Below are 20188 nucleotides of genomic sequence, written 5' to 3' on the forward strand. Positions count from 1 at the left end.
GAAAATGGCTCAGGTATTCCCAACCGCTGCCAGGCATGGTTAAGGCGGTGTTTAGTTCAGAATATTAATGCTGTACACGGGCTTGTACGTGGCTCCATTGCCTTCAAAAACGATGGAGACTTTGAAGTTTAAAGACTTGGCAAGCTGCGCATTGCTTAACATGCTTTGCCCCATTGTGCTGTCGCAATTCCATTGGCCGCCTTGGATTTGGCTCCCACTGATGTCGGATAGCATAATATTGCAAACCTTACCTTGGAGATTGACCTTTACTTCAGTGATATAGCCCATTTGTGAGTAGTCACCAGAAACTGCCGGGTTAATCATTGCGAGACTAGCGAGTAAAAATACAGCTATTGCTTTTTTCATCTTTGATAACCTCTGGTTTGTTGTTTTCTAAAAATAAATGCTGAGTGTGATTTTTTATTTATATAACAGTAAGAATAGCGGCAATTTTGTTTCTTAAGTTTTTTGATGAAGCGCTGCTACAAGATGCATCGGTGATTCTTACAAGATCTGCTTTATTTATTTTTATGATGTTCAGGCTGCTGCTATCTCTGAGCCTATAACTGCCATGGACATATTCCCAATCTTGCGGATCAAGCGCGAATATCGTCGTTCTTCGCGCCATAATCGTGAGATCGTATGTGATGGCATTGTATAAATTAGGGCTTTGATCGCCACCGATAAATCTTTGAATATTGTTATAAGCGCGCTGGGCAACATTGAAGTAGGTGGTACCAACGACGACGGCTGCATTGATCTCAAAACCGTCTTCTGGATCGTCCGAGCGATTGTTTGGACCTACAAACAAGTTACCCGGTAACCAAGCATAAAACTGTGTGAAGGTATCAAAGTTGGGAGCTCTTGACGTTCCGCCACCCCGTGCAAGCCCATAGCCTTGGGCAAGTGCCAGATTTTCTGCACCTAGTAAGTCATTACCCATCGAGGAACAGTCAACATGATTGGCGCCTGCGTAAAGATGCAGGTTTGACGAGTAAACATTGAAAAATCCATTGATGCTGCGAAATCTTTCTCGCCTGGAAACTTCATTGTAAAACTGCCTTAATACATTAAGCGGAATGATATGGTGCCTTGAGACCGTAACAGGGTAACTGGGCCCCGCCCCTTGTGATGTCAGTGAAGTGCTGAAGTTTTGCAGCAATGGGTACGGCGTTGAGGGCCTTGATTTTATTTCTAAGGTAAAAGACCCTATAGGTAGGGTGTCATTGGGCTCTGCTATTACATTTATCGGCAGTAAAAGAATGGCGGCAAAAATTATTTTTAATTTATGGCTCATTGTTATTCCATTTTAAAAACATATAAAGAAATTTTTCTCTGTGTTTTTTGATCTATGTTATTTGGAATTTACTGTGGCCATTATTTAATTAATTTTTATTTTGGCAAATTTCATTCTTGCCTTAAATTCAATGCAAGTCAAGGTTATTAAAAATTTAAAATACTAAGCTTCCTGATTGAAATTTATTAATATAATTAATGACTTTTTATAGATAGATTTGAGCGTAAATAATATGTTTGCTAGCTTTCTGGAAAATAATCTGGAATTTTTCCCTTAATGCACAAGGTATGGGAAATAAAAAAGCCCGGCTGTTGAGCCGGGCTTTTTTATGGAAGTGTGGGTTAAGCCCCCAAATACGCCTTCCGAATATCCGGATTCGCCAAAAGATTGGCGCCGGTATCCTGCATCACCACCTTCCCGGTTTCCAGCACGTAGCCACGGTCGGCGACTTGCAGCGCTTTATTGGCGTTTTGCTCAACCAGAAACACCGTCACGCCCTCTTCCCGAATCATGCGGATGATGTCAAAAATTTGCGCGATGATCAGTGGGGCCAAACCCAAGGTGGGCTCGTCCAGCAAGAGCAAGGATGGCTTACTCATCAGTGCCCGGCCGATAGCCAGCATTTGCTGTTCGCCGCCCGACATGGTCCCGGCGCGCTGCGAAGCACGCTCTTTCAGACGCGGGAACAGCGTGTAGACGTGCTCCTCCCCTTCCTCGATTTCGTTGCGGCTTAGAAAGAAGCCGCCCATTTTCAGGTTTTCCGATACGGTCAGGTCTGGAAAGACGCGACGGCCTTCGGGCGAAATCGCAATGCCTTTACGCATGATGCGATGCGTGTCGGCTTTGGTGATGTCCTCGCCCATGAAGCTGATGCTGCCCGAGCTGGCTCGGGGCGAACCGCATACAGTCATGAGCAAGGTGGTTTTGCCAGCGCCGTTCGCGCCAATCAGGGTGACGATCTCGCCCTGATTGACCTCGACGCTGACCTGGTCCAGCGCCTGAATGGCGCCGTAGTGGGTAGATACGGAGTCCAGCTTGAGCACTTATTCTTCCCCCAGATAGGCTTTGATGACGCGCGGATCATTGCGCACTTCTTCAGGTAGACCGGTAGCGATGGGCTTGCCATATTCCATCACCAAAATCCGGTCCGATACGCCCATAACTAGGCTCATATCGTGCTCAATCAGCAAGACCGCTACGCCAAATTCCCGGCGCAGTTGGTCGATCAGGGCTTGCAGATCGCGTTTTTCTTGGGGGTTCAAACCTGCCGCGGGCTCATCCAGCATCAGCAAGCGAGGCTGGGTAATCATGCAACGCGCAATTTCCAGGCGGCGCTGGTGACCGTAAGCCAGATTACCCGCTTCGCGGTTGGCCAGATCGGTCAGATCCATGAAGTCCAGCCATTTCACGGCGCGTTCTTTGGCTTCCTGCTCGGAACGCTTGTAGCGCTTCAGGTTCAGCAGTCCAGACAAAAAGCCGGCTTTGAGTTGGCTGTGCTGGGCGACCAGCAGGTTTTCCAGTACGGTCAGCTTTTTAAACAAGCGCACGTTCTGGAAGGTACGGACCAGGCCTCGCTGCGCCACTTTGTGGCTGGACAGGCCGTGGATAGGCTGGTCTTCCATAATCACCGAACCGGAGGTGGGCTTGTAGAACCCGCCTACGCAGTTAAATACGGTGGTTTTTCCCGCGCCGTTAGGGCCGATGATGGCAAAGACTTCATCTTTGGCCACATCAAAGCTGACGGAGTCGACCGCCAGCAGCCCACCAAAACGCATGGACAGGTCTGTCACTTTCAATAATGGGTTCATGTGCGCAACTCCACATGAGGACGTTGCACAGGCAGCAAGCCCTGTGGACGCCAAACCATCATGGCCACCATGACCAGACCGAAAATCAACATCCGATACTCCGCAAACTCTCGGGCCAGCTCAGGCACCACTGTGAGCACAATGGCAGCCAGAATCACGCCGATTTGTGAACCCATACCCCCCAGCACCACAATGGCCAGAATCAAGGCAGATTCAATAAAGGTGAAGGACTCTGGATTGACCAAACCTTGGCGAGCGGCAAAGAAGGCGCCACCAAAACCGGCAAACATGGCGCCCATGGTAAAGGCGGACAGTTTGATGGAGGTTGGGTTCAGACCCAGCGAACGGCAGGCGATTTCATCTTCGCGCAAGGCTTCCCAGGCGCGGCCAATAGGCATGCGCACGACACGGCTGGAGACCAGCAAGGTAATCAGGGCCAAAGCCAAGGCCATCAAGTACAGATACACCACCACGTCCTGGTTGCTGAAGGTCCAGCCCATCAGATCGTGGAAGGTAGTCTGCCCTTCTGGCGCACGGCGCATCATGGGGAAACCAAAAACGGTAGGCTTGGGAATGCCGGAAATACCGTCTGGACCGCCGGTCAAGTCATACATATTGATGAGCAAGAGGCGAATGATTTCACCGAAACCCAAGGTGACGATGGCCAGATAATCCCCACGCAAGCGCAGCACGGGAAAGCCCAGCAGGAAGCCGAACAGGGCCGCCATCCCGCCTGCCAGCGGCAGTGCTTCCCAAAAGCCCCAACCTGCGTAGTGATAGAGCAAGGCGTAGGTGTAGGCACCCACGGCGTAAAAGCCCACAAAACCCAGGTCCAGCAGGCCGGCAAAGCCCACCACGATGTTCAGACCTAAACCCAGCATGATGTAGATCAGCACCAGGGTGGCAATGTCCACTTGGGCGCGACCACTGAAAAAAGGCCAGACCACGGCGCACGCGATCACGACATACAGCAGGATCTTTTTGTGCTGCATGCTGAGCTTGGGCAGAGTCCAGCGGCTTTCGCGTACTTTTTTACGATTGACGTTAGGGCGAATCAGTTGAACGACAAACACCAGCGCCATACCGATCAGAATGATCTTCCAATCGCTTTCCAGATGGGTGCTCATCCCGGCGCGGACAATCTGCAGACCGAAGACGGGGGCAACAATAATGCCCGCCAAAATTGCAGCAACAAATGCATTACTAAAGCGGTTCATCATCAGACTTTCTCCACCTCGGGTTTACCCAGCAGGCCCGTGGGGCGGAACAGCAGGATAAAGACCAGCAGCAAGAAGGCAACGATGTCCTTGTACTGCGACGAAATAAAGGCTGCGGCAAAGGTTTCGGCCAGACCTAGCAAGACCCCGCCCAGCATGGCGCCGGGAATACTGCCGATCCCGCCCAGCACGGCAGCCGTAAAGGCCTTGATGCCAGCGATAAACCCGATAAAGGGGTTCAGCTTGCCGATCGCCGTGGCAATCAGTACGCCACCTACGGCGGCCAGCATGGCACCGATCACAAAGGTGAAGGAGATGATTTTGTTGGTATCAATCCCCAGCAGGTTGGCCATGCGCAAGTCTTGAGAGCAAGCGCGCGAAGCACGTCCCATGCGGGAGTATTTGATGTAGAGACTCAGCATGATCATCAGGGCAACCGTTACCACGATAATCATGACGCGAGAGTACGGAGCGGTGATCGTAAAACCGTCTGAACCCAGGCTGAACTGGAAAGAGCCCGACAAGAGTGTAGGCACAGCCATATCGCGTGCGCCTTGACCCAGGGCGACCCAGTTCTGCAAGAAAATGGACATACCGATGGCCGAGATCAACGGAACCAGCCGGGGGCTACCACGTAGCGGCGCATAAGCGACCTTCTCGATAGCGTAGCCATAAACCGCGGTTACCAGGATGGCAACCAGCAACATGATAAGAATGATTAGCCAGATGGGCAGACCCGAACCTACGCCGATGGCAGTCAGGGTAACCAGCCCAACATAGGCGCCGATCATATAGATCTCGCCGTGGGCAAAGTTAATCATTCCGATAATGCCATAGACCATTGTGTAGCCGATGGCGATCAGTGCATAAATAGCGCCCAAGGATAAACCATTGAACAGCTGTTGCACGATCTGAGGGAGTAAATCAGACATGCTTGTTTTTTTCCGTTGAGTCCGTCGTTTCTGTTGTGAGGCTTTGTGGGCATCCAAAAGCAATGCCCCCGTTCTTCGTAAAGAGCGGGGGCACGTAACCCAGTCTTATTTCTCAACTAGATCAAAATTGCCTTCTTTATCCCACTTGAAAACGGCAAATTCGAAGTGCTTCAAATCACCTTTGGCGTCGTATTCTACCTTGCCAATGGCGGTATTGAACGCATTAGCATGCATGTAGTCGGCACCTTTAGCCGAATCTTCGCCTACGGCGTTGATGGTATCGGCAATAATTTGCACGGCTGCGTAGGCAGGGAATGTGAAGGCCCCATTGGGGTTGCGCTTATATTTGGTGAAGTTTTCCATCACATCTTTGTTGGCAGGCATTTTGGTGAAATCGGTTGGCAATGTCACCAGCAAACCTTCTACAGCCGGGCCGGCAATGGCCACCAGATCCCGGTTGGCCACCCCTTCTGGGCCCATGAAGGTATTTTTCATGCCCTGTTCACGTGCCTGGCGCAGCAGCAGACCCAGCTCGGCATGGTAACCACCAAAATAGATCAGATCGGGGTTCACACCCTTGAGCTTGGTGATGACGGCCGAGTAGTCGCTATCGCCCACGTTAATGCCTTCGTACATGACAATATTCATGTTCTTTTTCTTCAAGGCATCGCGCACTTGGGTAGCGACACCCGAACCATAGGTTTGCTTGTCGTGCAGAACGGCGATGGTTTTAGGCTTCAGAACATCAGCAATGTAGTCTGCGGCGAAGGGGCCTTGCTGGTCATCACGGCCAATCGTGCGAAAGAAGTAATGAGGCTTGATGGTGTCGGTAACCAGTGGCGAGGTGGCGCCGGGAGTGATCGCCACAATGCCTTCCTGCTCGTAAATATTGACCGCTGGTACGGTGGTTCCCGAGCAGGCGTGGGCGACAGCAAACTTCGCACCCGAGTTCACCACACGGTTGGCAGCAGGTACGGCTTGCTTGGGTTCGCAAGCATCGTCAATCAACACGGCCTCCAACTGCTTGCCTTTGACACCACCTGCAGCGTTGATGGCATCAATCGCGGTCAGGGCTCCGGCCTGGATCTGGTCACCGTATTGGGTGGATGGGCCGGTCATGGGTTGAGGGATACCAATTTTGATGGTGTCTGCCGCGTAGGCAGCGCTGCCCATGGCCAAAGCAGTGGCCAAGGCGGTAAGAGCGGGGGTAAAGCGTCGAGTAAAGGTCATAGCAGCTGTCTCCCGAGGCCGGGGTCTACCGGCAATTGCTTTTTAGAAAATGTTTATTCTGAAGCCTGTACATGCATTGTTCTGCACCAGGGGAAACCATTTTGGGGGAGGCGCCTGAAACTTGTCACTTCGTATAAGCCCTAGCGCCATGGCAATTAATTTTTAAAATAATGAAGGCGTAGCAATGAGGCGCCTAGCAAAGCCGCCAAAATACTCAAGACCTTATTCCCAAAAGAAAAAAGGGGGCACTTTGCATGTGCCCCCCTTCCCTGCGTATTGATTGCGCTATATCAATTCGGATGTCGCTACAGGACGTAGTCCGGTATTAAGAAAACTCTTTCGCCAGTTCACCGGCGCGCACTTTGGCGGCCTCTACTGCTTGCTGAACCAGTGGGGTGAACCCGCCTTCATTGAGCACATTCAAGGCCGCCGCGGTGGTGCCGCCCGTGGACGTCACGCGTTCACGCAGGACTGAGGGCTCTTCAGGTGAAAGTGTTGCCAGCTGGGTGGCTCCATGCAGCGTCGCCAACGCCAATTGACGTGCTTGTTCAGCCAATAGACCTTGCTCAATACCGGCTTTAATCAAGGCTTCGATGAATAAAAACACGTAGGCTGGACCACTGCCTGATACGGCGGTTACGGCATCAATGGCGGCATCGTTCTGGACCCAGACCACTTCGCCCACGGATTTCAGCAGCTGCTGGGCAATGGCCTTATCGCTTTCATCCACTTGTTCCAGCGCCATCAGGCCAGTAATGCCGCAGCCGATAAAGGCAGGCGTGTTGGGCATGCAGCGGATAACGCGCTGGTAGGGCTGGCCCGGTTCGCCCAGCCATTCGGCCAAGGCCGTGGCAGGAATACCGGCTGCGACGCTGATGACCAGCGTGTCCTCTTGCAAGAAAGGTTTGCAGGCCAGCACGGTTTCTTTCATGACTTGGGGCTTGACAGCAAACACCCAGATTCGTTGTTTGGCTAGCGCCGGGCCGGGTTCGCTGGCAGTCTGTACGCCTTGCTGAGCCCATGATTCTAAAGCGGGCGGATGGATATCAATGGCCAGAACGTCGGACCCGCCGCAGCGTTTGCCAATTAAACCGGCGGCCAAGGCACTGGCCATATTGCCTGCGCCAATAAATGCCAGCTTAAAAGAGGTATCGTGTGGATTCATCATCGCTCCAATTAAAAATCTGTCCTCTGACACGTTGCGATAGCGTTTGAGGGTAATTAGTCATTGCTTATATGCCGCTGGAGTGGATACATTCACAAGAGCGTCATAAACAAGTCATAAGCTTGAGTTTTAAAACCTGCTAGACCCTAGCGGCACCTTTTATACAGGAGAAGTTCCGATGCGAACAAAACTATTTGCTCTGTCCCTTGCCGGGCTGATTGCGTCTATAGGCACTGCACACGCAGCGACGGAGATTCAGTTCTGGCACTCAATGGAAGGGGCCTTGGGCGAACGGGTTAATGCATTAGTCAATGACTTTAACGCATCTCAGTCGGACTACCAGGTGAAAGCTTCGTATAAAGGCAACTATGGCGAGTCCATGAATGCCGGTGTGGCCGCTTTCCGAGCAGGCAATGCGCCAGATATTTTGCAAGTATTCGAAGTCGGTACGGCCACCATGATGGCAGCCAAAGGGGCCATTCAGCCCGTTCAGGAAATGTCGGAAAAAGCGGGCAAGCCCCTGAATCCTGATGATTTTCTGGGTGCTGTAGCCGGCTACTACTCGTCCAACGAGGGCAAGTTGATCTCCATGCCGTTCAACAGCTCGACCCCAGTGCTTTATTACAATAAAGACGCCTTCAAAAAGGCAGGGTTGGACGCTGACAAGCCACCGAAAACCTGGCAGGAACTGCACGAAACCGCTAAAAAATTGCGTGAGTCCGGCCAAGAGTGCGGCTACACCTCCTCCTGGCCATCGTGGATCTTGCTGGAAAACTTTGCTGCTTGGCACAACGTCCCCTTTGCCAGCGAAAACAACGGTTTTGGTGGCCCCAGCGCCCGTCTGCAACTGGATAACCCGCTGTTCGTGAAGCACATCAGCTTCCTGGCCGATATGTCCAAGGATGGCTCTTTCTCCTACGGCGGTCGGGGTGATACGCCCAATGCGCTCTTTACCAGCGGCAAGTGCGGCATGTTCACCGGTTCCAGTGGTAACCGCGCCAACATCATCAAGACCGGTGAATTCGAGTTTGGCACCAGCAGCCTGCCCTACTACAGCGATGTGCAAGGCGCACCGCAGAACTCGATTATTGGCGGCGCTTCCCTATGGGTTTTTGCCAAGAAGTCGGATGATGTTTACAAGGGTGTGACCGAGTTCTTCCACTTCATCTCCAGCCCTGAGCAAGCCGCAGCCTGGCACCAGGACACCGGTTACGTGCCAGTGACCAAAGCAGGCTTTGAAAAGACCAAGGAATCGGACTTTTACGCCAAGAACGTGGGTGCAGATGTTGCCGTGAAACAGTTGGACGCCAGCACGACCGAGAACTCGCGTGGTATTCGCCTGGGTTCCTTGCCGCAGATTCGCGACATTGAAGACGGTGTGATGGAACAGATCTTTGCCGGTAAAGTAACGCCCGAAGAGGGTTTGAAGGCCATGCAAAATCGTGGCAATGAACTGCTGGAGCGCTTTGAAAAGAGCGTGAAGTAAGCCTGACCCGCCTTGCTTGGCGGGTGGTTTACAATCGAGCGTATGAGTGGCGTGTTGATTGCACTCATACGCTCTTCTTGGTTTCACTTCAGTCTGTCCACCCTGATGGTGGCGCCCTTTCCCATCGCGCGAACCTATGGAAAAACGTGTCGTCTTCCGTCATAAGACACTGCCTTATCTCTTATTAGCCCCGCAGCTAGCCATTACCCTGATCTTCTTTTTTCTGCCCGCGGGTCAAGCCCTGTGGCAGGCATTTCATCTGGAAGATCCTTTTGGCTTGTCCTCGCAATTTGTCGGCCTGGATAATTTTGCAGAGCTGTTTAGCAGTTCGGAATATATCGCGTCGTTCAAGACGACAGCGGTGTTCTCTTTAGCCGTATCCGCCTTGGGGCTGATCGTCGCCCTGGTCCTGGCTGTGATGGCCAATCGGGTCGTGCGTGGCGCCCTGCTCTATCGCAGTTTGCTGATCTGGCCCTATGCTGTGGCCACAGCGGTTGCCGGTGTGCTTTGGCTGTTCTTGTTCTCACCTTCGGTAGGGATTGTGGCCGTCTTCTTGCTGGAGCAAGGGTTTCAATGGAACCCCCGCTTAAATGGTAATGACGCCATGTTGCTGGTGGTGATTGCCTCCGTCTGGAAGCAAATCTCCTACAACTTCCTGTTCTTTCTGGCGGGTCTGCAAGCCATTCCACGCTCTTTGATCGAGGCGGCGGCAATGGACGGTGCCGGGCCCATGAGGCGCTTTTGGGCCATTGTGTTTCCCCTGCTGGCACCCACGACGTTTTTCCTGTTGGTCGTCAATATTATTTATGCCTTTTTCGACACCTTCGCCATTATTGATGTGGTCAGCCAAGGCGGGCCAGGTGAAGCTACCTCGATTCTGGTCTACCGCGTCTACAACACAGGCTTTCGTGGGCTGGACATTGGCTCCTCTGCGGCCCAGTCGGTGGTGTTGATGGTGGTGGTTGTGGCACTGACCGTCATTCAGTTCCGCTACATTGATCGAAAAGTGACGTACAGCTGATGCGAAGCAAGGAACACAGTCATGGTTGAACGCCGCCCTATTCTCGATTTTTTCACGCATCTGACCCTGATTCTCGGGGTCATCGTGATTGCTCTTCCCCTGTACATCACCTTTGTTGCGTCCACGCAGACCAGCGCAGAAGTGGCCCGGGCTCCCATGTCGCTGCTGCCCGGTTCACACATGGTGGACAACTACCTGAGCGCCCTTCAAGGCACCTCGACCAATGCGCCGCCGGTTGGCCGCATGCTGGTTGTCAGTATGGTGATGGCGCTGGGTATTGCGATTGGCAAGATCGTTATTTCGATGCTGTCGGCTTTTGCCGTCGTGTACTTCCGCTTCCCTTTCCGCATGCTGTTTTTCTGGATGATTTTCATCACCTTGATGCTGCCCGTGGAAGTGCGCATCATGCCCACCTATAAGGTCGTGGCGGACCTGCAATTGCTGGATAGTTATGGCGGCTTGATCTTGCCTTTGATCGCCTCTGCCACAGCTACCTTTTTATTCCGCCAGTTCTTTCTGACCGTACCCGATGAGCTGATTGAGGCTGCTCGCATCGACGGGGCGGGCCCCATGCGGTTTTTCAAGGATGTCTTGCTGCCCTTGTCCAAAACCAGCATGGCCGCGCTGTTTGTGATCCAGTTTATCTACGGTTGGAACCAGTATTTGTGGCCGCTGATCATCACCACTCATGAAGATATGTACCCGATTGTCGTGGGTATTCGACGCATGATTTCCGGCGGTGACAGTGTGACCGAGTGGAACGTTGTGATGGCTACGGCCCTTTTGGCCATGATCCCGCCTGCCCTGGTGGTGATGCTGATGCAAAAGTGGTTCGTCAAAGGGCTGATCGACTCCGAAAAGTAATTCTCTACAGGCTTTATTGAATGGCTAGCTTACGATTTGAAGGCGTCAAGAAAACCTATCCGAATGGCACCGTCGTCATTCACGGCATTGATGTGGATGTCAAAGACGGCGAATTCGTGGTGATTGTCGGCCCCTCCGGCTGCGGGAAATCAACCCTGATGCGTATGGTGGCGGGCTTGGAGTCCGTGACTGCCGGTCAGGTGTTGATTGACGGCAAAGTAGTGAACGACCTGGAACCCGCAGAGCGTGATATTGCGATGGTTTTCCAGAACTACGCGCTCTACCCGCATATGTCGGTCTTCGACAATATGGCGTATGGCTTGAAGATCCGTAAATTCTCCAAAGACGAAATCAAGCAACGCGTGAATGCGGCTGCGGCAATTTTGGAGCTGGGGGCTTTGCTGGAGCGTCGCCCCGGCCAGCTATCGGGCGGGCAACGTCAACGGGTAGCCATGGGCCGCGCCATTGTGCGTGAGCCTAAGGTTTTCTTGTTTGACGAACCCTTATCGAATCTGGATGCCAAGCTGCGCGTACAAATGCGTCTGGAAATTCAGAAGCTGCATCGGCGTCTGAAAACCACCAGCCTGTACGTGACTCATGATCAAATCGAAGCCATGACCTTGGCCGAGCGCATGATTGTGATGAACCAGGGTGTGCCTGAACAGATAGGGACCCCTGGCGAGGTTTTCGACAAACCGGCCTCTGTGTTTGTGGCGACCTTTATCGGCTCTCCTCCCATGAATCTGTTGCCGGTAGAGGTAGATGCCCAAGGCCAGATCAAACAGGATAATGGTCAGCCGGTGCAGTTCACTTCAGACCTGGTGCCAGCCTCTGTGCGCGGCCGCAAAGTGTTTTTGGGTATACGCCCGGAGCACATCAATTTGCACGTGCCTGGCGTGACCACGCAGGTGGAGATGGTGGAGATTCTGGGTTCCGAGCAACTGCTGCATTTAGGCTGCGGGGATTACCGCATAATCGTGCGTTGCCCCATCGAACAAACCCGCCAGTATCCGATTCAAATTGGCGAGGCGATACAGATTGGCTACATGCCGCCCCACCCTTTGCATTGGTTTGATCGTGATACGGGGCTCCGTATCGAAGATTAAAGGCTTAGTGGCCGTCAATAAAAAACCGGCCCGAAGGCCGGTTTTTTAACGAGCAAGTATCAGAGATTACTTGCCGTAGATGGACTTGGTGCCATCTGCATGCCAGCTAAAGACGTCAAATTTGAAGTCGTTCAGGTCGCCCTGCTTGTTCCAGCTGATTTGGCCGATTGGCGTTTTCACACTGTTGGCGTGCAGGTAGTCGGCAACTTTGACGGGATCGTCAACGCCAGCACCCTTGATGCCTTCAGCAATAGCCAATGTGGCTGCGTAAGCAGACAGTTGGAAGGCGCCGCTAGGATCGCGCTTCTTGTCCTGGAATGCTTTGACGATGGCCTGGTTGTCCGGATCTTGGGAGAAGTCCGCAGGCAAGGTCAGCAGCATGCCTTCAACGGCTTTACCGGCGATGGCGTTAATGTCGGGGTTACCCACGCCTTCTGGGCCCATGAAGTGGATTTTCACGCCCTGTTCGGCTGCTTGACGCAGCAACAGGCCCATTTCTGGGTGGTAACCACCAAAGTACACAAAGTCCACACCCGAGGACTTCAGTTTGGTGATGACGGCGGAGTAATCGCTGTCGCCTGCGTTAATGCCTTCAAACAAAGCTACTTCGGTGCCGGCTTTTTGCAGTTCGGAGCGAACCGAGGCAGCAATACCCTGACCGTAGGATTGTTTGTCGTGCAAGACGGCAACTTTAGTGGGCTTGATTTGCTCAAGAATGAACTTGGCAGCCGCTGGGCCTTGTTGATCGTCGCGACCGATGGTGCGCAGGATCATTTCGTAGTTTTTGCCATCGGTAACGGCAGGAGCCGTTGCAGATGGGGTAACCATCAACACGCCTTCGTTATTGTAGATATCGGTGGCGGCAATGGTGGCACCCGAACAAACGTGACCGACAACATAATGGATTTTGTCATTCACGATACGGTTGGCAGCGACAGGGCCTTGCTTGGGTTCGCAGGCATCGTCAACAGTGACCAGTTCGAGCTGTTTGCCCAAAACGCCACCGGCAGCATTGATCTGTTCGATAGCTGTATCGACGCCTTGCTTGACCATATCACCGTACTGCGTCACCGAACCCGTAAACGGACCGGCCAGAGCGATACGGATGTTGTCAGCGTGAGCAGCACCGGACAAGAGCAGACCCGTTGCCAGGCTCATGGCCGCTGCAACAGGAGTGAAACGAATTTTCATAGAAAACACCTCCGTGAATATGCAGGAAAGCATACACCGATAACAGGGCTTTATGCCTGTCTGAGGGGCCAATTCAGGGTTTTCTATAAGACGTATGACAAGGGCCGCCTGTTGGCGGCCCTGTTTCATCGCTAGACGATAGCGACTACGGCTGGATTACTGCAGCAAGCTGCGCAGCATCCACGCGTTTTTCTCGTGCACGTCCAGACGCTGTGTCAGCAAGTCGGCCGTTGGCTGGTCATCAGCGTCATCAGCACGATCAAAAGCAGCGCGGGCGGTACGAGCCAAAGCTTCGTTACCTTTAACCAGCAATTCGATCATGGTGGTGGCGTTGGGAACCGTGGAAGGCTGCGAAATGGACGACAGCTTCTGGAACTCAGCGTAGGTGCCGGGGGCATAGTGGCCCAGGGCGCGGATACGCTCGGCAATATCATCCAGGGCTTGCCACAGTTCGGTGTACTGCGTCATGAAGAGCTCGTGCAGTGTCTTGAACATGGGGCCGGTGACGTTCCAGTGGAAGTTGTGCGTCATCAGGTACACGGTGTAGGAATCGGCCAGTACCTTGGACAGTTCCTTGACCACGGCAGCGCGATCATTGGAGGAGATACCAATGTCGATTTTCAAGGCGCTGCTGGGAGCAGCCGGGGCAGCTGGTTTAGCAGCAGCGGCTGGCTTGGCGGCAGGTTTGGCTGCGGCTTTTGCGGGCGCTTTGGCAGTCGTGGCAGGCTTTTTGGCCGCGGCCTTTTTAGCGGGCACTTTTTTGGCGGGGGCCTTGGCGGGTGCCGGTTTGACTTCGGTCTTAGCTTCGGCGGTTACTGCCGCTTTGGTATCAGTGCTTGGGGCATCTGCGGCCTTGCTGACCTTGGCGGTTTTACTCACTGCTTTCACGGCTTTTGCCATAGTGGACTCCTGTTAAACAGAGGGCTAAATAGGTACTGAAGCAGAATAACACGCAGCAGGTGTGCGATTTACGCTAGTTCAGGATACGGGAAATTGCTGTTGTATTCGACTTTTAAGTAGTTGACCCCGGCCAACCCGCTTTCCATGATCCCACGAGTCAAGGCATCAATGGCAGAGGTACGAGGAAAACTTTTGCGCCAGACCAAAGCAATGCGACGATCCGGAATGGGTTTTTTGAAAGGCACATAGGCCAGCAGATCATTGGCCTGCCCGGGGGCCGTCAAGGAGCTGGCAGGCAGTACCGTCAGACCGATGCCCGTGGCCACCATATGGCGGATAGTTTCCAGTGAAGAACCTTCAAAGGTGCGCTGTATACCTTCGCTGGAGGCCGAAAAGCGCGACAGCTCCGGACACACATCCAGCACCTGATCCCGGAAACAATGGCCAGCACCCAAGAGCAACATGGTCTGGTCTTTGAGCTGTTCAGGATCGATTTCCTTGCGCTTGGCCCAGGCATGTTCATGGGGCATGGCAACCACAAAAGGTTCGTCATACAGCTCGCGCACGATCAAGCCTGTTTCAGGTAAAGGCAGGGCCACAACAGCGCAATCAATCTCGCCCTGGCGCAGCAATTCCAGCAGGCGCACGGTAAAGTTTTCTTGCAATAAAAGTGGCATTTGTGGCGTCAGCTCAATCTGCTTGGGGACCAGCTTGGGCAGCAGATACGGAGCAACTGTGTAAATAATGCCAACACGCAAGGGACCGGCCAAGGGGTCGTGGCCCTGGCGGGCAATCTCGCGCAAGTTAGCCCCTTCTTCCAGCACTTTTTGTGCCTGGGTAACGATGCGCAAGCCAATCGGGGTGATAGCCACTTCGGGCCCGCCACGCTCGAAGATGACCACGCCTAGTTCGTCTTCCAGCTTTTTGATCGCCACCGACAGGGTCGGTTGGCTGACAAAGCAGGCCTCGGCGGCACGTCCAAAATGACGTTCGCGTGCGACGGCAACGATGTACTTCAGCTCGGTCAATGTCATGACAATTCCTTGTGCAAAACAGCATTAAGACCTTGGGGGAAGAGCTCCGGCCTGACAGCTGGAGGATCTCCGCCACAATACGGAGGCGCCTTTGGCGCCCTATCCAACACGCCTTGTTCAAGCACGCCATAAACGGCAAGGCTTGCACTAAGGCTCGTGGTCAACTACGCAGTAATTCTTCCCGTCCCTTCATCCAGCGCTGTAAATGATGGTGAGCGTGGTCTGGATAATCACGGCGAAAGGTGCTGGCCAATGTCTGGGCCTGCTCGATCAAATCTTCATCGGATTCCAGGCTTGCGAATCGCAAGCCCGCCTGCCCGGACTGGCGCATGCCCATGAACTCGCCCGGACCACGTTGTTCCAAATCGCGGCGGGCAATTTCAAAGCCATCCGTGGTTTCATACATGGCGCGCAATCTCAGGCGTGCAATAGCGGAAAGCGGCGCCTGATACAGCAGTACACAGACGGATTGAATTTGGCCTCGCCCTACACGGCCGCGCAGCTGATGCAACTGGGCGAGACCGAAGCGTTCGGCATGTTCAATAATCATCAAGGAAGCGTTGGGAACGTCCACGCCAACCTCGATCACAGTTGTGGCCACCAGCACATCCAAATCTCCAGTGCGGAAAGCATCCATGACCTCGGCTTTCTCGGCAGAAGCCAGGCGGCCATGAATCAAGCCTACGCGCAAAGGAGCCAGGGCGAGCGCCAAGGCAGCATGGGTATCAACCGCGGTTTGCAGTTGTAGGGCCTCGCTTTCTTCAACCAAGGGGCAGACCCAATAAGCCTGCCTACCTTGTGCTACTTCAGCACGGACCCGCGCCATGATTTCGTCACGGCGGTTATCTGCGGCCAGCTTGGTAATGATGGGGCTGCGGCCAGGGGGCAATTCATCAATGGCGGATACGTCCAGATCCGCAAAAAATGCCATGGCCAGCGTACGCGGGATGGGCGTGGCACTCATATTCAGCTGATGCGGCAGATAGGCCTGGCCTTTTTTGTCTTGTGCATCGCCTTTGCGGTTCAGTTCCAGGCGTTGGCCCACACCAAAACGGTGCTGCTCGTCCAGGATCACCAGCCCCAGTTGCTGGAACTGGACGTTATCCTGGATAAGCGCCTGAGTGCCGATTGCCAGGCGGGCTTGTCCTGAACTGATCGCTTCATAGGCCAGCCGCTTGGCTTTGACACCCAGGCTGCCGCTTAACCAGGCCAGCTCTATGCCCAGTGGCTCTAACCACGCACGCATTTTCAGATAGTGTTGTTCTGCCAGAATTTCAGTCGGTGCCATCATGGCAACCTGAAACCCACTGGCTATGGCTTGCACGGCGGCCAACGCCGCCACAATGGTCTTGCCGCTGCCTACATCCCCTTGCAACAAACGATGCATGGGATAGGAGCGAGTCATATCCGCACTGATTTCTGTGACGCAGCGTTGTTGGGCGGCGGTCAGGCTAAAGGGTAAGGACGCCAGCAGTGCTTTTGTCAGATCGTTGTTAACGGCTGGCATGGGCGGGGCGCGCTGCGCTTGCCGAGCTGCACGGGCCTGCGCCAGTGAAAGCTGCTGGGCCAGCAGCTCATCAAACTTGATGCGGCTCCAGGCGGGATGCCCCTGCTCGAACAAATCGTCGTAGCTCAGTTCTGGTGGCGGGTAATGCAATAGCCGGATGGCTTCTGAAAATGGCATCAAGCCATATTCATCACGCACCGCTTCCGGCAGTGTGTCACGTAGATCAGCACGGTTCAGTGCATCGGCAATGGCTTTGCGCAACTGCACTTGGCTCAAGCCATCCGTCGTGGGATAGACCGGGGTCAGCGCACGCGCCAAAGGTTGACCGGCTTTGGTGATTTTCGGGTGCACCATTTCCAGGCCATGAAAGCCTTGGCGCACTTCACCACGCACTCGCAAAGGCAGGTCGCCTTGAAGCTGCTTGAGTTGACTGGGGTAAAAGTGCAGCCAGCGTAAGGCCAGCTCGCCGGTGTCATCAGCAATGCGCGCATGTAACTGCGCGCGGGGACGTGCTTGAACGTCCGTGCTGATGATCCGCCCTTCGATTTGCGCCATCTTGCCAGGGTAGAGACGGTCGATGGTTTCGACTTGAGTCTCGTCCTCGTAGCGCAACGGCAGATGGACCACGAAATCGGCCGGCTCTTGTAAGCCGAGCTTTTCAAATTTCTGATCCAGACTGACCGCCTTCTTGCGCGGGGCGGCCCGTTTGGCCTGAGGTGCAGGCCGATCTGCGATCATGGCAATACGTCTTTAGAGATTGAGGATAGCCTCAACCTCGAACTGAGCGCCTTTGGGCAAGCTGGCCACACCAATGGTGGAGCGTGCCGGGAAAGGCTGGGGAATCAGTTCGGCCATGATGGCATTGGCGCTGGCAAAGCGGGACAGGTCCGTCAAAAACAACGTCAGTTTGACGATATCAGCCAAAGTCCCGCCAGCCTCTTTGACCACGGCTTCCAGGTTAGCGAACGCCTGGCGCACTTGGCCTTCAAAGTTTTCTGATACCAGCTCGCCAGTGGCAGGCTCCAGACCAATCTGGCCGGACAGGAAAACAGTCTTGCCACCCGAGGCGATGATGGCTTGAGAGTAAGGGCCTACGGCTGCTGGAGCGGCATCGGTAAAGACGACTTGCTTGGTCATAAGAAAACCTCTGATGAGTGTTGTACTATCAGAGTTTAAGCGCCTATAGCTAAAATTAACAGATCTTGGCGTGATTATTTTTCGACAAACGCGCGCTCAATCACGTAGTCACCAGGCTGGCCGACACCGGGCGAGACTTCGAAACCGCGCTTGTCCAGCATGGCGCTGATATCGGCCAACATGGCGGGACTACCGCACAGCATGGCACGATCCTGAGCCGGGTCCAGGGCGGGAATGCCCAAATCCTCGCACAACTTGCCCGAGTTAATCAGCTCGGTAATGCGGCCGGTATTACGGAATTCCTCACGGGTAACCGTGGGGTAATACAGCAGCTTTTCGCGTACCAGCTCGCCAAAGTATTCGTTCTGGGGCAGTTCGTTCTGGATGAAATCCGAGTAAGCCAGTTCGCTGACGAAACGCACGCCATGCACCAGCACGACTTTCTCGAAACGCTCGTAGGTGTCCGGGTCTTTGATGATGCTCATGAAAGGAGCCAAGCCGGTGCCGGTACCAAACAAGAACAGATTGCGGCCCGCGCGCAGGTCATCAATGACCAGGGTGCCCACCGGCTTGCGGCTGACCAGAATGCTGTCGCCTTCTTTCAGGTGCTGCAGGCGCGAGGTTAATGGACCGTCCTGAACCTTGATGCTCAAGAATTCCAGGTTTTCTTCGTAGTTGGCGCTGGCGATGCTGTAAGCGCGCATCAGCGGCTTGCCATCAACTTCCAGACCGATCATTACAAAGTGCCCATTGTGAAAGCGCAGGGCGGCGTCGCGGGTAGTGGTAAATGAGAACAGGGTGTCGTTCCAATGATGGACGCTGAGCACTTGTTCGGTATTGAAAGCTGCCATGGTAGTTGTCGGTATAGAGGGGCAATAACGCCCGGATCAGTAAGCAAATATTTGCCCATTGTACCCAGTTCCCCAGGTAAATCTATGCCCATTCACCAATACGATTTGATCGCAATCAGGACTTACCATTAAGTTTTTCTGAACTTGGTTTTTTCTGTGAAAGTGGCGCAATTGCTCGCAGGGCTCCTCCACTTCTACGGGATTTTCCGCATGGCGGGGAAATAGCTATTGCCTAGTTTCTGCATACGTTTGATAATCATTCACATTTTCCGGCTTCTTCGCGATTTTCGCCCGTACTTGGAGTGTTGATGATGCGTTTTAATCTTCGTAATCGTGCCCTGACCCAGGCTTTGTTGCTGTCCGCTTTAGGTACGGTGTCGATGGCCGCTTTCGCCTCGGGCGAAGTCAACCTGTACACCACACGAGAGCCCGGGCTAATCACCCCGCTGCTGGAAACCTTTAGTAAGGACACCGGCGTCAAGGTCAACACGGTGTTCGTTAAAGATGGTTTGATCGAGCGCGTAAAAACCGAAGGCGATAAATCTCCGGCCGATATCCTGATGACGGTGGATATTGGAAACCTGCTGGACCTGGTGGAGGCTGGCATTACCCAGCCTGTGGAATCGACTGAACTGGAAACTGCCATCCCGGCCAATCTGCGCGGTGCGGACAAGCAGTGGTATTCCCTGTCCTTGCGTGACCGCGTGGCTTATGTGGCCAAGGATGTGGATGTGAAAAGCATGCACTACGAAGACTTTGCTGATCCTAAATGGAAAGGCAAAGTGTGTATCCGCTCCGGCCAGCACCCCTACAACACCGCCATGGTTGCTGCCATGATTGCCCACAACGGCGCTGAAGCGACCGAGCAGTGGCTGCGTGGCGTGAAAGACAATTTGGGCCGCAAGGCGGCGGGTGGGGATCGTGATGTTGCCCGCGATATTCTGGGTGGTATTTGTGATGTCGGTATCGCCAATGCCTACTACGTCGGTCGCATGAAAAACGCTGAACCGGGTACGGACTCCTACAAATGGGGTGAAGCCATCAATGTGGTGCGTCCTACCTTTGCTGATGCCAAAGGCGGCGGCACCCACGTCAATATCTCTGGTGCGGCCGTGGCCAAGCATGCTCCTAACAAGGACAATGCCGTCAAACTGCTGGAATACCTGGTTTCTGAGAAAGCCCAGGGCTTGTACGCCAAGGCCAACTATGAATATCCCGTCCGTGCTGGCGTAGAGCTGGACCCGGTTGTTGCCAGTTTTGGCCCCATGACGATTGATCCATTGCCACTGACTGAAATCGCCAAACATCGCAAGCAAGCCAGCGAGTTGGTAGATAAAGTTGGCTTCGACAACTAAAATCGCCCTACTCTCTTTTTACGACCGCCTGCTTTGAATCGTCAAAGCGGCGGTCGTCGCGCATTGACGCGCCGGTAATACCTAGTC

The 20188-nt window shown here is 53.8% G+C and carries 19 protein-coding genes; 5 read left to right on the forward strand and 14 right to left on the reverse strand.

Annotated features, from left to right (window positions below; genetic code table 11):
• Positions 1-51 precede the first annotated feature (51 nt).
• From AC1RSM_RS04765 to proC, 8 genes are all read right to left on the reverse strand, one after another.
• Complete coding sequence (locus AC1RSM_RS04765) at positions 52-366, reverse strand: hypothetical protein (protein WP_492929974.1); 315 nt, start codon at positions 364-366, stop codon at positions 52-54.
• A 58-nt stretch (positions 367-424) separates the two neighbouring features.
• Positions 425-1297 carry a hypothetical protein gene (locus AC1RSM_RS04770; protein WP_492929976.1) on the reverse strand — a complete coding sequence of 291 codons (873 nt, stop codon included), beginning with the start codon at positions 1295-1297 and terminating at the stop codon, positions 425-427.
• Positions 1298-1638: 341 nt separating this feature from the next.
• The gene (locus tag AC1RSM_RS04775; RefSeq protein WP_492929978.1) at positions 1639-2340 is read right to left on the reverse strand and encodes an ABC transporter ATP-binding protein; all 702 of its coding nucleotides are present in this window, start codon (positions 2338-2340) and stop codon (positions 1639-1641) included.
• On the reverse strand, positions 2341-3105 hold the full coding sequence (gene livG, locus AC1RSM_RS04780) for a high-affinity branched-chain amino acid ABC transporter ATP-binding protein LivG (protein ID WP_492929980.1): 765 nt from the start codon (positions 3103-3105) through the stop codon (positions 2341-2343). It abuts the gene before it with no gap.
• Positions 3102-4325 carry a high-affinity branched-chain amino acid ABC transporter permease LivM gene (gene livM, locus AC1RSM_RS04785; protein ID WP_492929982.1) on the reverse strand — a complete coding sequence of 408 codons (1224 nt, stop codon included), beginning with the start codon at positions 4323-4325 and terminating at the stop codon, positions 3102-3104. The genes livG and livM overlap by 4 nt, the downstream gene beginning before the upstream one ends.
• Entirely contained in the window at positions 4325-5254 is a 930-nt protein-coding gene (gene livH / locus AC1RSM_RS04790) for a high-affinity branched-chain amino acid ABC transporter permease LivH (protein ID WP_492929984.1), read from the reverse strand. The genes livM and livH overlap by 1 nt, the downstream gene beginning before the upstream one ends.
• Before the next feature lie 105 nt (positions 5255-5359).
• Positions 5360-6484 carry a high-affinity branched-chain amino acid ABC transporter substrate-binding protein gene (locus AC1RSM_RS04795; RefSeq protein ID WP_492929986.1) on the reverse strand — a complete coding sequence of 375 codons (1125 nt, stop codon included), beginning with the start codon at positions 6482-6484 and terminating at the stop codon, positions 5360-5362.
• A gap of 325 nt (positions 6485-6809) precedes the next feature.
• Positions 6810-7652, reverse strand: coding sequence for a pyrroline-5-carboxylate reductase (gene proC / locus AC1RSM_RS04800; protein ID WP_492929988.1), 843 nt, complete (start codon positions 7650-7652; stop codon positions 6810-6812).
• A gap of 175 nt (positions 7653-7827) precedes the next feature.
• Here proC and ugpB point away from each other — a divergent pair, with 175 nt between their 5' ends.
• From ugpB to AC1RSM_RS04820, 4 genes are all read left to right on the forward strand, one after another.
• Positions 7828-9135 (forward strand): sn-glycerol-3-phosphate ABC transporter substrate-binding protein UgpB, encoded by a 1308-nt coding sequence (gene ugpB, locus AC1RSM_RS04805; protein WP_492929990.1) that lies wholly within the window; start codon positions 7828-7830, stop codon positions 9133-9135.
• A 136-nt stretch (positions 9136-9271) separates the two neighbouring features.
• A complete protein-coding gene (ugpA, locus tag AC1RSM_RS04810) occupies positions 9272-10156 on the forward strand; it encodes a sn-glycerol-3-phosphate ABC transporter permease UgpA (protein ID WP_492929992.1) in 885 nt (294 codons plus the stop codon).
• 21 nt (positions 10157-10177) lie between these two features.
• On the forward strand, positions 10178-11020 hold the full coding sequence (gene ugpE / locus AC1RSM_RS04815) for a sn-glycerol-3-phosphate ABC transporter permease UgpE (protein WP_492929994.1): 843 nt from the start codon (positions 10178-10180) through the stop codon (positions 11018-11020).
• Positions 11021-11040: 20 nt separating this feature from the next.
• Complete coding sequence (locus tag AC1RSM_RS04820) at positions 11041-12126, forward strand: sn-glycerol-3-phosphate import ATP-binding protein UgpC (protein ID WP_492929996.1); 1086 nt, start codon at positions 11041-11043, stop codon at positions 12124-12126.
• Between the two features lie 66 nt (positions 12127-12192).
• Here the strand turns inward: AC1RSM_RS04820 and AC1RSM_RS04825 are convergent, their stop codons facing one another.
• From AC1RSM_RS04825 to AC1RSM_RS04850, 6 genes are all read right to left on the reverse strand, one after another.
• Positions 12193-13317, reverse strand: a complete 1125-nt coding sequence (locus tag AC1RSM_RS04825; RefSeq protein ID WP_492929998.1) for a branched-chain amino acid ABC transporter substrate-binding protein — start codon at positions 13315-13317, stop codon at positions 12193-12195.
• A 156-nt stretch (positions 13318-13473) separates the two neighbouring features.
• On the reverse strand, positions 13474-13941 hold the full coding sequence (locus AC1RSM_RS04830; protein WP_492931459.1) for a Dps family protein: 468 nt from the start codon (positions 13939-13941) through the stop codon (positions 13474-13476).
• Positions 13942-14285: 344 nt separating this feature from the next.
• Complete coding sequence (locus AC1RSM_RS04835; RefSeq protein ID WP_492930000.1) at positions 14286-15251, reverse strand: LysR substrate-binding domain-containing protein; 966 nt, start codon at positions 15249-15251, stop codon at positions 14286-14288.
• Positions 15252-15411: 160 nt separating this feature from the next.
• Complete coding sequence (gene recG, locus AC1RSM_RS04840; RefSeq protein WP_492930002.1) at positions 15412-17496, reverse strand: ATP-dependent DNA helicase RecG; 2085 nt, start codon at positions 17494-17496, stop codon at positions 15412-15414.
• A gap of 12 nt (positions 17497-17508) precedes the next feature.
• A complete protein-coding gene (locus AC1RSM_RS04845; protein WP_492930004.1) occupies positions 17509-17895 on the reverse strand; it encodes a Rid family detoxifying hydrolase in 387 nt (128 codons plus the stop codon).
• A gap of 74 nt (positions 17896-17969) precedes the next feature.
• The gene (locus AC1RSM_RS04850; protein ID WP_492930006.1) at positions 17970-18746 is read right to left on the reverse strand and encodes a ferredoxin--NADP reductase; all 777 of its coding nucleotides are present in this window, start codon (positions 18744-18746) and stop codon (positions 17970-17972) included.
• Positions 18747-19057: 311 nt separating this feature from the next.
• Here AC1RSM_RS04850 and AC1RSM_RS04855 point away from each other — a divergent pair, with 311 nt between their 5' ends.
• Positions 19058-20101, forward strand: a complete 1044-nt coding sequence (locus tag AC1RSM_RS04855; RefSeq protein ID WP_492931461.1) for a Fe(3+) ABC transporter substrate-binding protein — start codon at positions 19058-19060, stop codon at positions 20099-20101.
• Positions 20102-20188 lie beyond the last annotated feature (87 nt).

The sequence above is a fragment of the Alcaligenes sp. GW821-FHT11D07 genome (assembly GCF_058808495.1).

Bases quoted from the DNA above. Each gene is read 5' to 3' on its own strand.
- AC1RSM_RS04825 (WP_492929998.1), bottom strand. From the start codon at position 13,317: ATGAAAATTCGTTTCACTCCTGTTGCAGCGGCCATGAGCCTGGCAACG.
- livG (WP_492929980.1), bottom strand. From the start codon at position 3,105: ATGAACCCATTATTGAAAGTGACAGACCTGTCCATGCGTTTTGGTGGG.
- ugpE (WP_492929994.1), top strand. From the start codon at position 10,178: ATGGTTGAACGCCGCCCTATTCTCGATTTTTTCACGCATCTGACCCTG.
- AC1RSM_RS04835 (WP_492930000.1), bottom strand. From the start codon at position 15,251: ATGACATTGACCGAGCTGAAGTACATCGTTGCCGTCGCACGCGAACGT.
- proC (WP_492929988.1), bottom strand. From the start codon at position 7,652: ATGATGAATCCACACGATACCTCTTTTAAGCTGGCATTTATTGGCGCA.
- recG (WP_492930002.1), bottom strand. From the start codon at position 17,496: ATGATCGCAGATCGGCCTGCACCTCAGGCCAAACGGGCCGCCCCGCGC.
- AC1RSM_RS04770 (WP_492929976.1), bottom strand. From the start codon at position 1,297: ATGAGCCATAAATTAAAAATAATTTTTGCCGCCATTCTTTTACTGCCG.
- AC1RSM_RS04820 (WP_492929996.1), top strand. From the start codon at position 11,041: ATGGCTAGCTTACGATTTGAAGGCGTCAAGAAAACCTATCCGAATGGC.
- AC1RSM_RS04795 (WP_492929986.1), bottom strand. From the start codon at position 6,484: ATGACCTTTACTCGACGCTTTACCCCCGCTCTTACCGCCTTGGCCACT.
- livH (WP_492929984.1), bottom strand. From the start codon at position 5,254: ATGTCTGATTTACTCCCTCAGATCGTGCAACAGCTGTTCAATGGTTTA.
- ugpB (WP_492929990.1), top strand. From the start codon at position 7,828: ATGCGAACAAAACTATTTGCTCTGTCCCTTGCCGGGCTGATTGCGTCT.
- ugpA (WP_492929992.1), top strand. From the start codon at position 9,272: ATGGAAAAACGTGTCGTCTTCCGTCATAAGACACTGCCTTATCTCTTA.
- AC1RSM_RS04855 (WP_492931461.1), top strand. From the start codon at position 19,058: ATGCGTTTTAATCTTCGTAATCGTGCCCTGACCCAGGCTTTGTTGCTG.
- AC1RSM_RS04845 (WP_492930004.1), bottom strand. From the start codon at position 17,895: ATGACCAAGCAAGTCGTCTTTACCGATGCCGCTCCAGCAGCCGTAGGC.
- AC1RSM_RS04850 (WP_492930006.1), bottom strand. From the start codon at position 18,746: ATGGCAGCTTTCAATACCGAACAAGTGCTCAGCGTCCATCATTGGAAC.
- AC1RSM_RS04765 (WP_492929974.1), bottom strand. From the start codon at position 366: ATGAAAAAAGCAATAGCTGTATTTTTACTCGCTAGTCTCGCAATGATT.
- livM (WP_492929982.1), bottom strand. From the start codon at position 4,325: ATGATGAACCGCTTTAGTAATGCATTTGTTGCTGCAATTTTGGCGGGC.